Raw genomic sequence first — 14,081 nt, 5'->3', positions numbered from 1 at the left:
TTATTTCCTAATCACTTAAATGCTGGTACCAAACTTCACTTTCTTCTTCACTCATTTCTCCTATTATTTTTGAAAAATCTATTTTTCTATCAAATGAGTCTTTTAACATATGAAATTGTTCAAACGAGCCTGTAAATGTTTCTAATGACTTAGAACAACAAACCATTTCAATATTTTCAATTGTTGCTCCATCTAATTCTAATTCCTTTAGTCCTCTCATTCTACCTAATGCCGATCCATCCTTTACCTTTGTATCTTTCAACTTTATATTTTGAATTGACGTATTATGTTGAAAGCAATTTAAATTATCAATGGTACTATTTTCAAATTCAATTGTTATTAAGTCATTTAAATTTTGTAAAACAAGTAAATCCAATCCACTAACATTCTCTAAACCTAAAATATACAAATGCTTTAAAGTATCTACTTTTGAAATTGCATAGAGCTGCTCGCGATTTGAAATATGTACAGTAAGCGATTCTAACTTTTGAAACTGCGATAGTAACGAAAAATCTTGAATATTAGTCTGTGAAAAATCTAATTTTTTTAATGATGATATTTCTACAAGTGCCGATAGATTATTTATCCTCGTATTCTTTATATTCATTTCTTGTAAGTGCTGTAAATGTATGATTGGCGTTAAATCTTGCACCGGATTATTAACTAAATATAACTTCTTTAAAGAATTCATTCGTTCTAATCCTGTTAAATCTTTAATTTCATTCCCAGATAAAATTAGTTCCCTTACTTCCGTACATATATGTAATGGACTAATATCTACTAATCCCTTTCCACCTAAATATAGTCTCTTCTCTCTAATAAATTTATCCGCACGTTCAGAAGAACCCACAATGTTTTTCCATTCTCCATCTAAACTATCGTACCAATCTTTAACATTATTTTCAGACTGAAATATAAATTGAGGATGTAAAACAGGTAATTCAATATTAAATAATGCGTCTAAAAAATGTATATTGTTGTTAGCACCATAACTCCAATATAAATAGTCTTCCTCTTGGTGAATGGTGAAATTTTTATCTTTTAGCGTTTGTAAAATAAATAGTAAAAAATCTGAAATTCTATTTGCCATTACATATTTTACTTCTTCATCTCGTCCAAAATTAATAACTTGTCCCATTTCCCCCTTTTCATCCGGATCAACATCTATTCCTATATTGTTACCGCCATAATCCTTACTAATAGGTATCCATTTGTAATTCACATATGTTTCCTTAATACATTTTGCTGGTATTGAAAATGCATCAAAATTTAAAAACTCCTCTTCTTCAATTCTTTTCCATACTCTCCACTCATTCAAAACTTCATCTAAAGAGAGAAATGGCAAACCAAAAAACAATCCTGGTCCCGATTTAACTTCACCGTTATGCGTGAGATAAAGCATACGTAATTCATCTGGAAACGAAATTCCCATTTCACTTTCGACATATTGAATTTCTTCTATTGTTGCAGGTGCATTCAAAAATGGTTTAAAGTGATTTTTCAATTCAACTTCTAACTCTTTTATAATTAGATTATTCATTTCCCACACTCCCTTTTTATTAACTAATAAAAAAGCTCCTTTAATTACATTAATTGTAATTAAAGGAGCTTTTTCTCGCAACCAAACTTATTTTATACTATTTCATCGAAATTCAATCATACTGCATATGTACTTGCAACTTTATTATTTAACGAACTAAAACCATCCTCACTTTCACATTTCAATAACTAGACTCATACCCTAATTTCAGATTGCATTAAAACATAGGAAAGGCGGGTAATACAATTGACTTCTAATATCGACTACACTTCCCCCTCAACCAATTTCACCCATGATTTAAATAAAAGTAATTTTTTTAAGAAAGATGCCAAAAATTATATAAACGTACTTGGCATTAAACAATTAAACACATTAGAAAACACTTCTTTATTAGATATATATTTAAGTACAGGTAATGTTGTAGAACCACATATCCATCAAAATGCAGCTGAACTCGTTTACTGTATTTCAGGATCTGCTGTTGTTTCTTTACTTAATCCATTTACGAATCAAATATTAAACTTACCGATAAAGCCAGGGCAAGTTGCCAACATTCCACAAGCGTGGTGGCATTATGAAATTGCTTCAGCAGATAATACTCATTTATTAGCTATATTCGATGCCCCAACCCCAGAAGTTATTTTTGGTTCTGATATTTTAAGATTAACTCCCGCTAATATGATGGCTCATACTTATTGCCTCAATGAACAACAATGGAAACAAGCAGTATCCCCAATTCAATCAACTACGGTAATTGGTCCCCCGGCGAACTGTAATCAAAACCGCGACATGATGAATCAGTCAACTCAGCCCCCTACTCAACAACAAAATCTATATTACCAAGATTCTTATTACTTCCCTCTTTACTGGGGGTATTAATTAGTATCATTTTAATAGAACCACCATTTATCTCCTCGGAAAATATCGAGGAGATTTTTTATCGTAACAATTAATAGAGTACATACATATAATATTTATATATTTAATTGGAGGTGATAGTACTATGAGTAATTATAACTATCGAAAAAACTACTCTAATAATAAAAATAGTAGCTCTTCAGCATCCTCTCAATCTTCGAACTCTCAATCTTCCGATTCCCAGTCACAAAGAGATTTAGCCGAGCAAGGCTATGTAAAGAAAAAAGGATGTAACTGTAATAAAAATAAATAGTTTATTACTAATTTGAGCAATGACATTTCACCGCTCATGATTAACAATTTAACCCACTAGTATATAGTTTATTTAATGGATGAATTCTGTTTTTAATAGAATTCATCTTTTTTGTTTATATGTAATTTTTCAAACCATATAACTTATTCCATAAACAATAAAGTGTAAATCATAAATTTTGATTTTTCTTATATACCAACTTAACAAAGAGTAACTTTTCAATTGATTTATTTCTAATTTCCCACAAAAAATATAGCCCCACCTAATAAAATTAGGAGGGGCTATATACAAATGCCTGTTTAAATTTCAAACAAACATTGTAACAAGTTAGACGATATTAATACCTGCACTTACAAATCCAGCAACTGCAGCTATTGGACTAGCAGCTGTTAATGAAACATATAATAATACTTTATCCCCAGCGGCTACCGGAATTGCTTCAGGTATGATACCTGATGCTGTAGCACCAATCGCTATTACGGCAAATGCTGGTGCTAATAATAAAGGTGCGCCCTGTACTGTAAACGTATTACTTGCTGCAGGTGCAGTTAATATTTGTATCTGCACTTGAACAGGTGTTAATGGAGCTAATGCAGCTGTTGCACTAAAGAAACCTGCTAACGATGTAATAGTCCCTGCGCGTGGTGCTACAAATGCATAATCACCTATCCCTAATGCTAATGTGATACTTGTTCCACCCGTTAAAGCTATGCCAGGCTGACTAAATCCAAATCCAAGAAGAGTTCCTGTATTAGCTATTATCGCGTTAACTAACGCAGATGGTGTTGTACCTGAAGCAAACGGAATAATAGCTCCGCCACCAGTTGCTCCTGTTGCTCCTGTTGCTCCTGTCGCTCCTGTTGCTCCTGTCGCTCCTGTCGCTCCTGTTGCTCCTGTTGCTCCTGTTGCTCCTGTCGCTCCTGTTGCTCCTGTTGCTCCTGTCGCTCCTGTTGCTCCTGTCGCTCCTGTTGCTCCTGTTGCTCCTGTTGCTCCTGTTGCTCCTGTCGCTCCGCCTCCTGTTGCTCCTGTCGCTCCTGTTGCTCCTGTCGCTCCTGTTGCTCCTGTCGCTCCTGTTGCTCCTGTTGCTCCTGTCGCTCCGCCTCCTGTTGCTCCTGTTGGACCTGTTGGACCTGTTGGACCTGTTGGACCTGTTGGACCTGTTGGACCTGTCGCCCCTGGAGTAGCATTGATTAATTGAATTAATAAATTAAAAAGAAGTTGTAAAGTTGCAGAATCAACATTTGAGTTGCAGGATATAGGGATAAGATCTAAAGCGAAGAAGAATTGTGCAAGGGCGCTATAAAATTGTTGCAATAATGTTGACAATTGTCCTAAATTAGGTGCTGGAGATTGTAATAAAACTATAATACTTTGAGTTAATTGTTTCAAAAAATTAACTTCTGGAGAAGGTAATAAGGAATTTAAGAAAATTAAAAATTGATTAAATAAATCGAGTAACGCTAATCTGTTTGCATTACTTGGATTTGCAAAAAATGCTGAAATAGCTGATACTAATGAGTTTAGTAAAGTAATTAATTGACTTAATTGTTCCCTAGTAATAGGAACTGACTGTGGATTTTTACAACAATCTGCTGAAAAAACAATTGGATTGCAGTTATTATGACCAAAACAATTATTATTTGACATTTATTTCCTCCTTACTTTTCTTATAGTTGAGTGTTTTCCTATTCTAAGAACTATAAAAGATGCGATTGTAAAAAGTAGTTGAGTTATATGTTTCTCTTAAAATAGGAAACATGAATTATAATCAAACTTGAAAACGTAATTTAATTATGTTCATGACTCACATATTAATTATATGTTTTTAATAATTGACTGCTTAGATTAAACACCTAAACTTAAGAGTTTATTTTATTTTTCCACGTTTATCTATTAGGTCCAAAAGCACATTTTCATTTAAAAATTAAAACATAAATAAATCATTAGCATATATTCTACAAGTAACAACATCATTCTTTCAACTAATTAAAAATGATACCTTTACTAATATTGTGTTCCTTCTATAATCATGAAGCCGTTTCTATTATAAAAAACTTTCATACAATATAGTGGACAAGTTATTCTATACTTCGTTCAAAAAATAATTAAAGGAGTGAAATTTAATTGCCAATTATTCAACCATTTATCGCTTCTAGAAGATTTACATCTACACTAGGAGCTGGAACAGGAACAGGTGCAGCTTTTGCAATTGCTGCAACAGCTTGTTTAAACGATGCCGGTACTACTGCAACTGCCTTTCCGACTTTTACGTATTACAACCTCTATGTAAACGGCATAATTCAACCTAGCGTGAACTCCAGTGTCACCACAGGTCCTACTGGTGCTATTACAATTCCTGGCGGAGATGTATTAGACGGTGGAATCCCAATAACAATTGAATTTATCGTCACTTAATTTTAACTAATGTAATTTAGAACAAAAAAAGACAGATTCCTTTTTCCATTAAGAATCTGTCTTTTTTAATTAATAATAATAAATTGTAGGATAATTGAAGATCCTTGTGAGGGTGGTTCATCATCTAATAAAGTTAACTGACCAGCTGTAACTTCATAAAAAGGTTGTGGTTGAAGAATTCCATTTATAAATAGATTAATATAAGAAACTTCACTTGGTGATAAGATTTGTGTTGTACCGTATTGTGCTATACCATCTGCATTAGTATATATAAGTTTTTCCCCATCTGAAAAAGTAAAATATAATAGGTTTGTTGTTGGGATTGTTCCCGGTATTCCCGTTGGGCCGGTTATTCCTGTTGCTCCTGCTGCCCCTGTTTCTCCGGTTGCTCCTGTTACTCCCGTTATTCCTGTTGCTCCGGTTGCTCCTATTGCTCCTGTTGCTTCGGTTGGGCCTGTTTCTCCTGCTGCCCCTGTTTCTCCGGTTGCTCCTGCTACTCCCGTTATTCCTGTTGCTCCTGTTATTCCTGTTGCTCCGGTTGCCCCTGTTTCTCCGGTTGGGCCGGTTACTCCTGTTATTCCTGTTTCTCCTGCTGCCCCTGTTTCTCCGGTTGCTCCTGTTTCTCCGGTTGCTCCTGTTTCTCCGGTTTCTCCTGTTTCTCCGGTTGCTCCTGTTTCTCCGGTTACTCCGGTTGCTCCTGTTTCTCCGGTTGCTCCTGTTTCTCCGGTTGCTCCTGTTTCTCCGGTTGCTCCTGTTTCTCCGGTTGCTCCTGTTTCTCCGGTTGCTCCTGTTTCTCCGGTTTCTCCTGTTTCTCCGGTTGCTCCTGTCGCTCCGGTTGCTCCTGTTTCTCCGGTTTCTCCTGTTTCTCCGGTTTCTCCTGTCGCTCCTGTTTCTCCTGTCGCTCCGGTTGGAAAATTAATAGACGGAAGAGGTGGAAATGTAGGACCAATATTTTTAGAATCCATAACTTCCTTAGACATTGGTAATTTGTCATATCGATTCAAATTTGCATCTCCCTTCTATAGTATTTATTAAATGTTAGATGTTCCGAAATGTTAAAAGAATTATCTAAAAAAACACTATTAATCTCTCGATTAAAATCTTTGTACAAAATCAAATTTAATGTAACTTACTAAAAATGAATGTATTTTAAACAGCATGCCGTTACTATAAAAAATATTATTAATAGAATATATGAAAAGTATCTCCTTTATCATAAAAATGAGGTGATTTTAATTAAAAATAAAGATAGAGAAAATCCCCAAAATAATGACGTACAATTATCCTTCCTTATAGACTAACTAGTCCTACTGGTAGTACTGGACCCATGAGTAATACCGGACCCACGGGTAGTACCGGCATAAACGTTACAACAAATTCTATGTTTGCAAATAATACAGTGGATGGAACAGTTTCAGTTGTACTAGGGTGGTACTAACATACTACTTTCAAACAATCAAAGCCTTGATAGCTTTGCAGTCAATAGTGCGAATGATTTATTTACAGTCCCTGTAACGGGACGTTATTATCTTTCTTATCAAATTAATACTACAACTGTACTTCTTGCGGGTTCAAGACTAATTTTAAACGGATCTACATCACTTCTGGGCTCAATTCTATCTCCTGCCTTATCTACTTCAAGTTATAATAATAATTTAATTACAATATTAAATGCAGGTAATACTATTTCTCTTCAATTATTCGGTCTCTTATCAATTGTCAATTTAGTCGGTGGTGGATCAACTGGCGCCTCTCTAACAATTATACGAGTTGATTAATAAATGATTCATTTTTTCTTCTTAGCTTTAAATGCCATTCCCCTATATAGATAGTAGAAACTATCTATACTAAATATTCCGGATAAACATTATCAATTTACTCTATACGCTATCAATGTTAAGTTATTTATGAAGACAGTTTCTCCTTTACTAATCATCTCAATATGTATTTGAGAAACATTCTCCAATCCTATACGCGAGAGAAATACTGTGTTGACACTCAAATGAGTGTCTTTTTTTGTATTTTTCACATAATAAAAACCACCTTGTATAGATGGTTTTATAATTACGCTTCCCTTATATTTTTTATGTACATAAAAACTTATGAAGCTGGATAATAAATTGTCATACTCAACCGAGTTAACGTACTTCCTGAATTATAATAAGCGTGAGGTCTATCCGCCTTAAACCTGATTGAGTCTCCACTATTTAATCTATATTGACAATTATTTACCTCAATTGTCAGTTCACCATCAAACACAGTTATAAATTCCTCTGTTCCTTCTTTATGCGCTTCAGCATATAACTTTCCTTCTGTTTCAATTTCAACAGTATAGATTTCAAAATGTCTATCATCTTGGAAAGGAAACGAAGGATACACTTTATATCTCCCATTGTCTTCAGATAATACTTGAACATCGTTTCGTAAAATAACTTTCGTATCTGGCTGTGGATTATTGATTAAAGAAGTAAAAGACACTTTCAGGCCATTAGCAATTTTCCAAATCGTAGTTAGTGTCGGGCTAGATTCTCCCCTTTCAATTTGTCCGATCATCGTTTTACTTACACCTGTTAATTGGGAAACCTTTTCTAAACTTAATTTTTCTTTCTCACGTATTGCCTTTATATTTTTCGCCAAAATAAGTTGAATTTCTTCCATAAAAAAACACTCCTACACTATATACAATATAACGACCGTTATGTATAATAAAAAGCACACGTTATATTGTTCTTTTCGGTCATTATAACATACAAAAAATACTTAGGGGGTTTTGAAATGCCTTTATTTTCTTTTTTATTATTTGTTTTTATTAGTAGCTTCACACCCGGTCCTAACAATTTTTTAGCTATGACATACGCAAATCAACTTGGTTTGAAAAGGAGCATGCAATTTTGCTTTGGAGTAGCTTTCGGTTTTTTCCTCCTCACTTCTTTATGTAGTTTCTTTAATATAGTACTAATTAATATTTTACCTAAAATCGAATTACCTTTAAAAATTTTAGGAGTAGCATACATGTTATATTTAGCTTTTAAAATACTCACTAGTAAAGGCAGTACGGATCCCGATGAAAAAGATAATAAAAACTTATTTACAGTGGGGATTTTTCTTCAGTTTGTTAACCCTAAAGGGATATTATTCGGACTGACTGTAGTTTCTACTTTTATTCTCCCTTACTACAATTCATATTCAAGTTTTCTACTTTTTTCATTATTTCTAGGTGTAGTCGGTTTAATGAGTACATTTAGTTGGAGCCTGTTTGGTTCAATGTTCCAAAAACTATTATTAAAACATACTCAATTATTTAACATCATTATGGCTGTTTTATTGGTTTTCAGTGCTATATCAATCGTTATAAACTAGCTCTATACTCATTCTAATTCTTATATTTTGTTTAACTGAACCAAACGCTACAGTACGTATATCTTAAGCTTTTTCTCTTATTCTCCTAAATAAAACTTTTTTCTACCTTGTACAAACAGTTTTTATCCTCATTAAATACAATATATAGACAAATAAAAGATAGGAGATTAAAGAATGGCTGATTTTTTTATAAACATGGTAAAAAGTACTATAAAAACTATTCATATTCTCACAATAAAAAAGAGAACTGTTTCACTAAAACGCATACGATTGCTGGCTCAAATATACCGTTAGATATTATTGTACCAGCTAACACTTCAAGAATAGTTTTTGAAGATGCTACTAATAATCACAATAAAACATTACTGCAGTTTCATGTTCCTGGTACTTCTGCACCAATTGTTGTAACTATTCGTACAAGAAATTCTCGTAGACCGATTACCGCTACAATAGCTTCAGGTGAAACAAGAATTCTTCAAGTAGAAAATTTTGAAAGCCTCACTCTCACAAATAATAATAATACAAGTAGCGACATTGGTGTTTATATCCAAAAAACGTTTTGCATCTGCTGCAATGAACAAAATGATTATTATAAAGAGCATTCATATTCTATTAACGAAGATAGTAACTGTTTTGTCGAAACTCACACGATTGCTGGTTCGGGAACTACCTTAGCTGGAAATGTACCTCTCGATATTATCGTACCCCCTAATACCTCAAGAACAGTATTTGAAGATTTTACTATTAATCACAACAAAACTTTACTTCAACTATCTGTTCCTAACGATTCCGGTCCCATTGAAGTGACAGTTCAAACAAGAAGTTCTAACATACCAATTAATGCAACTTTAGTTCCTAATGAAACAAGGATCTTTCAAGTAGAAGATTTACAAAGCCTTACTCTCACAAATAATTCCGATACATTTGATTTTATTGATATATTTATCAATAAAACGTTTTGTATTTGCTGTGATGACCAGAACAACCCTTGCAATGAATGTAACCATGAATACGACAATGATTATGATTGTTAATTTTAATGAAAAAGAAACCTTTTTATAAAGGTTTCTTTTTCATTAAAACAACTAACATCCGATAATATACGTACTTACTTATCTACCGTTTCTCGTTTCTTAATAAAATAGCATTTTTGTTTATAAATTTTACACATTTAAAGTAGACAAGCATATGTTATTATATGGAGATTTCCTCCACTCATAAGTTTCTTATCTTTCTAAGAGTACGTTTATAGGCGTGCTCTTTTGATTTTTTATCCAATAACGATTTTTATATCCACACACTTCTTACTAAGCTTCATTGCTAAATAAGGTTGGATATATTTTTTCTATTTTTGAATGTATAATCCAAAACTTATTACTAGAAACTGTACAAATACTAATAGCTCTTCAAAAAAGAAGCACATGCTTCTGTGGCAAAAGACAATTCGAGTTGACGAATTTGATTTTTCGCATCATCAAAATCAGAAGCTACAACTTTTTATTAAATACAACTTCAGCCTTATGACCTTGCAGTATATATTGACAATACTTTAGCTAGTCATAGAAAACCTTATGGATCAATCGCAGTATATAAAAATCCAAATACTTCTCAACGGATAGGATTATGGACAGTATATGATCCATCAAGATATTTAATATATTCCTAATTTGGTTGGGTAAGTAATAGACCAATTAATCCATAATAAGAAAAAGAGGCTGCGAAATAATTACAGCCTCTTTTCTTTAATCGCATTTTTCTATTTGGTCGCCTTCTTCACCTGCATTTTCTGCCGAACTATCCGTTCCGCCTCCTACTGCATGTTGCTGTTTAGTATTAGAACTTTCGATGGCAGCGTTGGTTCCCGCTGCACTGTCTTCTCCACCACCACTTGCCACTTGAGTAGCACTAGCCTGTTCCTTACGGGTTTTATTAATTTGATTATTGATGATAAGTACAAATTCTGCCTCTTCATCCGAAGTTTCTTTTTTCATTTTATGCGGCTCAATCTGATCCCCACTAATTCCTTTATTTATGGCTTCGCCTCCAGCGCCCACCGTTTCTTGCTGTCGGGTATTCGATGAATCGATTGCTGCATTACTTCCTGCTGCACTATTTTGTCCGGCTCCACTGGCAATTTGTGTTGTATTCGGTGCAAATGTAATCTGATTATTAATGACAATGACAATTTTTCGTTTATCAGCAAGATTTCCCAAATTAATTTCTTCTCCATCTTTTTTTACAAATCGAAACGTGATTTTTTCATTGTTTTCCATATTCTCCCCCCTTTGTAGTATTAAATGACTGGAGAATGATAATGGATTGGACAAGCGTATTTTTTTATAAATATGTGACCCCGCCCACAATGAAGGATGTATTACCAGGTTCCGGTATTTACCTCATATTAGGTACGTTGGCTTGGCGACAGTCCAGCATCCGCCGAATTTCGGAATGCATGGAGAAAAACCTTATAGGAGATATAGAAAGAGAGATTAGTAGAAACATTGGTATATAAAGGTTTCTAGGTTTCATTATATTTTCCTTTTCTTATTTATATTTATCAGCCAAATATCTAGCATAGTGAACTAAATTTCTAGCTACATCTAATTCAAGATTAAATATATTAGGTACCCCTGGTCTCCAATTCACCTCAAATAACCACAATTTTTGATCCTTATCAATCCCTACATCAATTCCTAACTCATCAAATAGTATATCCTTATATAAAGAATTAAAATGGTTAGAAAAAGTTACTGCAAATCGTTCTAAATACCTTTTAATATTATACCAATCGTTATCAAACTCCGCTTTTAAAAAAACATCTAAATACGTACTATAACCACCCTTAGCCATATTTGATACAATACTTCCTAATGGACCTATTCTCGGGAATATAGAAGTAACAACCCACCTGCCTTCCCCATTTCTTTGAACATGCAATCGAAAATCATAAACATGACCAGATTTCATTTGACATGAAATAAACTGTTGAATTATGTAACCTTGCTCTTGAATCTTATCAGATATTAAGCTCCGTAATTGTTTTTTATTAATAGATGAAATTTGTTCTGACTCATTCATACTGTAATTCATCCCATTTTTTTCAATGAAAATAATACCACTACCTTGATGTCCAGAAATTGGTTTAATAATAAGTTTTTCATAACGATTAATCATGTCAAAAAACTTATTAACATCATTTAATTCATAAAAAGGAATAAGATATTGCTTAAATTTTTTCGCTCTATTTATTCTGTTATATACACTTAATTTATTTCCAATTGAATGACTTGTAAAAGGAACTTCTTCATGTAGATAATCATAGATTTGCTGATTTTTATCACTAACATGAACACTTGCATTGTAAATAACATCTGGAAAAGAAAATTCTTGTTCAATCCACTTACCATTTTCATAAGTTTTACCTAAAATCTTCTTCGTTTCTATATTTACTTTTCCTAAAGTAAAATAAAAAAATTCCACACCTTCAGCTTTAGCTACAGCAGCATAAGTATATGCTTTCTTTACGTCATTCGGATCTTTCCGATGATGAAGCATACCAATTATAGTCATGTTAGTTCTTCTTCCCTTCTTTCTAAAGATTTTTTTCAAAACAAATATCAAATTCATTATATATATATTCATGTTCTTCCTCATTCAACCATTTTTCGAAAAATCCAGAACAAGCTTAACCTCATTTTAATATTCTACCTATAGAAATAATAAACCTGAGATTTTATAAAATGATAAAGGTTAAGGTGACATAAAATGGATACTATCGTTTTCATTGAAACAAATAAATCTGGATCAAGTAGGGAAGCAATCAAAGCAGCTGAAAAACTTAATTTCTTTACTGTTTTATTAACTAAAAAAACAAAATTTATTAATGAACGCACTATATTCCCTGATGTACATCAGATGATTTTCACTGATATAAATGATTATGATAATATAATTACAACAATTGAAAAATTAAATACATCAGGAAAAAACATAAAAGGGATCTTTAGTTTTATTGACCCTTTTGTTTATGTGGCTGCACGTTTATCAGAAAGATTTTGCTCAAATATTGTATCTACTAAAGCTATCCATCATATGGAAAACAAAATATTAACTCGTAATGTACTTAAAGAATTACCAATCTCACTCAACTATTTAATTTACAAACCAACAGAATCATTATCATCTTTTCTTGAAAAAACTAAAGAGATAAATTTCCCTCTTATTGTAAAATCCCCTAAATCAACAGGATCCAAAGATGTATTATTAGTAAAAAATAAAGATCAATTAATCTTATCTATACAAAGTCTTTTAAAAAAACTACCTAATGAAGAAATTCTACTTGAAGAATATATAGATGGACCTCAGTACTTAATTGAAATTTTAGTTCAAGATGGAAAAGTCCATATTATAGCAGTAATTGAACAAGAAATTACACTTTTTGAACGTTTTATTGTTACTGGTTATTCTTTACTAGGACAGGTAGACAAAAGACTATATAATAGTCTTTTCAACGCAGTTAATTCTGTTATTCAGGCCTTTAATATGAAAAATGGAGCGTGTCATCTAGAACTCCGGAGAATAAAAGATGTTTGGAAATTAATTGAGATAAATCCCAGAATATCAGGTGGAGCAATGAATGACATAATTGAAATTGGACATGGAATCAACTTAGTGCAAGAGACTATTCAGTTAATGTTAGGAAATAAACCTTCACTAAATAAAAAACATTATAAATATGTGTACGCTCATTACCTAACAGTTAAATCTAAAGGAAAACTAATTCGAGTTACAGGGAAAAACCGTAGTTCTAAATATCCTGGTGTAGAGAAAGTTTATATAAAACCTAAAAAAGGAACTATCTTAAAACCACCTACATCAATGGGACATCGATGTGGATACGTTTTAGCTGCAGCCTATTTTAAAACAGAAGCTAAAAAAATAGCTTTAGAAGCAGCTAAAGAAATTTCATTTGAAATCCAAAAATAATAAATACGACATATATACACCTACTGATGAAAATATACTAAAAATCATATTTCTTATAATTTTAATTTCTTTACTAAATAGACGACTCCAAAATGTTTTAATTTATATATGATAAAATATATCCATCGCCGATATGTCCAAACATGTAATTTTCATAGCAGCAAAATTACAAATATACTTTTACAACATGATTCAAAAATCAATGAAGGAATGTTTTAAGTGAAAGGACATATTCGAAAAAGAGGAACAAAGTGGTGTATTATTGTCGATATCGGAGCTGATTCAGAGACAGGAAAAAGAAGACAAAAGTGGTTTTCGTGATACATTTAAAGCCTATTTGAAAAAATCCGAATTAAAAAACATTAGATTTCATGATTTACGCCATACTCATGCAACGCTTCTTTTAAAACAAGGAATACATCCAAAGATTGTAAGCGAACGATTGGATCATAAGGACGTTTTCATAACCTTAAATCGCTATTCACATTTTTCACCTAGTCTGCAAAAGGACGCTGTTAAAACATTTAGTGAAAGAATATTCGGATGGTAATGTTTGCAAATATAAAAAATGAGGTTTCTCTTTTCTAGAGAAACCTCACCACATCAATG

11 protein-coding genes and 2 pseudogenes are annotated in these 14,081 nt (G+C 32.7%); 7 read left to right on the top strand and 6 right to left on the bottom strand.

Going from position 1 to position 14,081, the window contains the following annotated elements; genetic code table 11:
* Positions 1-7 precede the first annotated feature (7 nt).
* On the bottom strand, positions 8-1,540 hold the full coding sequence (locus JFT95_RS10005; RefSeq protein WP_016120195.1) for an SMI1/KNR4 family protein: 1,533 nt from the start codon (positions 1,538-1,540) through the stop codon (positions 8-10).
* Between the two features lie 246 nt (positions 1,541-1,786).
* Between JFT95_RS10005 and JFT95_RS10000 the strand changes: the two genes are divergently transcribed.
* Entirely contained in the window at positions 1,787-2,419 is a 633-nt protein-coding gene (locus JFT95_RS10000; RefSeq protein ID WP_002127373.1) for a cupin domain-containing protein, read from the top strand.
* A 619-nt stretch (positions 2,420-3,038) separates the two neighbouring features.
* On the opposite strand, the gene JFT95_RS09995 is transcribed toward JFT95_RS10000, so the two are convergent.
* Complete coding sequence (locus JFT95_RS09995) at positions 3,039-4,358, bottom strand: exosporium glycoprotein BclB-related protein (protein ID WP_201052109.1); 1,320 nt, start codon at positions 4,356-4,358, stop codon at positions 3,039-3,041.
* 477 nt (positions 4,359-4,835) lie between these two features.
* Here JFT95_RS09995 and JFT95_RS09990 point away from each other — a divergent pair, with 477 nt between their 5' ends.
* Positions 4,836-5,126 carry a DUF4183 domain-containing protein gene (locus JFT95_RS09990; protein ID WP_002031992.1) on the top strand — a complete coding sequence of 97 codons (291 nt, stop codon included), beginning with the start codon at positions 4,836-4,838 and terminating at the stop codon, positions 5,124-5,126.
* Positions 5,127-5,191: 65 nt separating this feature from the next.
* Here JFT95_RS09990 and JFT95_RS09985 read toward each other — a convergent pair whose 3' ends face one another.
* Positions 5,192-6,130, bottom strand: a complete 939-nt coding sequence (locus tag JFT95_RS09985; protein ID WP_201052107.1) for a DUF4183 domain-containing protein — start codon at positions 6,128-6,130, stop codon at positions 5,192-5,194.
* Between the two features lie 323 nt (positions 6,131-6,453).
* Between JFT95_RS09985 and JFT95_RS09980 the strand changes: the two are divergent.
* A pseudogene (locus JFT95_RS09980) lies at positions 6,454-6,904 on the top strand (BclA C-terminal domain-containing protein).
* 322 nt (positions 6,905-7,226) lie between these two features.
* Here JFT95_RS09980 and JFT95_RS09975 read toward each other — a convergent pair.
* Positions 7,227-7,784, bottom strand: a complete 558-nt coding sequence (locus JFT95_RS09975; RefSeq protein ID WP_201052105.1) for a helix-turn-helix domain-containing protein — start codon at positions 7,782-7,784, stop codon at positions 7,227-7,229.
* A 117-nt stretch (positions 7,785-7,901) separates the two neighbouring features.
* Here JFT95_RS09975 and JFT95_RS09970 point away from each other — a divergent pair, with 117 nt between their 5' ends.
* Both JFT95_RS09970 and JFT95_RS09965 read left to right on the top strand, forming a co-directional pair.
* Positions 7,902-8,486 carry a LysE family translocator gene (locus JFT95_RS09970; protein ID WP_001128091.1) on the top strand — a complete coding sequence of 195 codons (585 nt, stop codon included), beginning with the start codon at positions 7,902-7,904 and terminating at the stop codon, positions 8,484-8,486.
* A 182-nt stretch (positions 8,487-8,668) separates the two neighbouring features.
* A pseudogene (locus tag JFT95_RS09965) lies at positions 8,669-9,520 on the top strand (exosporium protein D); the annotation flags it as partial.
* A 708-nt stretch (positions 9,521-10,228) separates the two neighbouring features.
* Here the strand turns inward: JFT95_RS09965 and JFT95_RS09960 are convergent.
* Together JFT95_RS09960 and JFT95_RS09955 are read right to left on the bottom strand one after the other, a co-directional pair.
* On the bottom strand, positions 10,229-10,759 hold the full coding sequence (locus JFT95_RS09960) for a hypothetical protein (protein ID WP_003189202.1): 531 nt from the start codon (positions 10,757-10,759) through the stop codon (positions 10,229-10,231).
* 271 nt (positions 10,760-11,030) lie between these two features.
* Positions 11,031-12,128, bottom strand: a complete 1,098-nt coding sequence (locus JFT95_RS09955) for a YheC/YheD family endospore coat-associated protein (protein WP_201052103.1) — start codon at positions 12,126-12,128, stop codon at positions 11,031-11,033.
* A gap of 123 nt (positions 12,129-12,251) precedes the next feature.
* Between JFT95_RS09955 and JFT95_RS09950 the strand changes: the two genes are divergently transcribed.
* Together JFT95_RS09950 and JFT95_RS09945 are read left to right on the top strand one after the other, a co-directional pair.
* Positions 12,252-13,472: an ATP-grasp domain-containing protein gene (locus JFT95_RS09950; RefSeq protein ID WP_201052101.1), complete on the top strand. Its 1,221-nt coding sequence runs from the start codon at positions 12,252-12,254 to the stop codon at positions 13,470-13,472.
* 262 nt (positions 13,473-13,734) lie between these two features.
* The gene (locus JFT95_RS09945; protein ID WP_207192347.1) at positions 13,735-14,022 is read left to right on the top strand and encodes a tyrosine-type recombinase/integrase; all 288 of its coding nucleotides are present in this window, start codon (positions 13,735-13,737) and stop codon (positions 14,020-14,022) included.
* Positions 14,023-14,081: the final 59 nt, after the last annotated feature.

It is taken from the genome of Bacillus sp. TH17 (genome assembly GCF_016651125.1).
Lineage (GTDB): Bacteria > Bacillota > Bacilli > Bacillales > Bacillaceae_G > Bacillus_A > Bacillus_A mycoides.
Note: the sequence above shows the minus strand (reverse complement) of the source record. Positions and strands in the feature narration are given on the sequence as shown.

Bases quoted from the DNA above. Each gene is read 5' to 3' on its own strand.
- JFT95_RS09970 (WP_001128091.1), top strand. From the start codon at position 7,902: ATGCCTTTATTTTCTTTTTTATTATTTGTTTTTATTAGTAGCTTCACA.
- JFT95_RS09975 (WP_201052105.1), bottom strand. From the start codon at position 7,784: ATGGAAGAAATTCAACTTATTTTGGCGAAAAATATAAAGGCAATACGT.
- JFT95_RS09955 (WP_201052103.1), bottom strand. From the start codon at position 12,128: ATGAATATATATATAATGAATTTGATATTTGTTTTGAAAAAAATCTTT.
- JFT95_RS09950 (WP_201052101.1), top strand. From the start codon at position 12,252: ATGGATACTATCGTTTTCATTGAAACAAATAAATCTGGATCAAGTAGG.
- JFT95_RS10005 (WP_016120195.1), bottom strand. From the start codon at position 1,540: ATGAATAATCTAATTATAAAAGAGTTAGAAGTTGAATTGAAAAATCAC.
- JFT95_RS09960 (WP_003189202.1), bottom strand. From the start codon at position 10,759: ATGGAAAACAATGAAAAAATCACGTTTCGATTTGTAAAAAAAGATGGA.
- JFT95_RS09995 (WP_201052109.1), bottom strand. From the start codon at position 4,358: ATGTCAAATAATAATTGTTTTGGTCATAATAACTGCAATCCAATTGTT.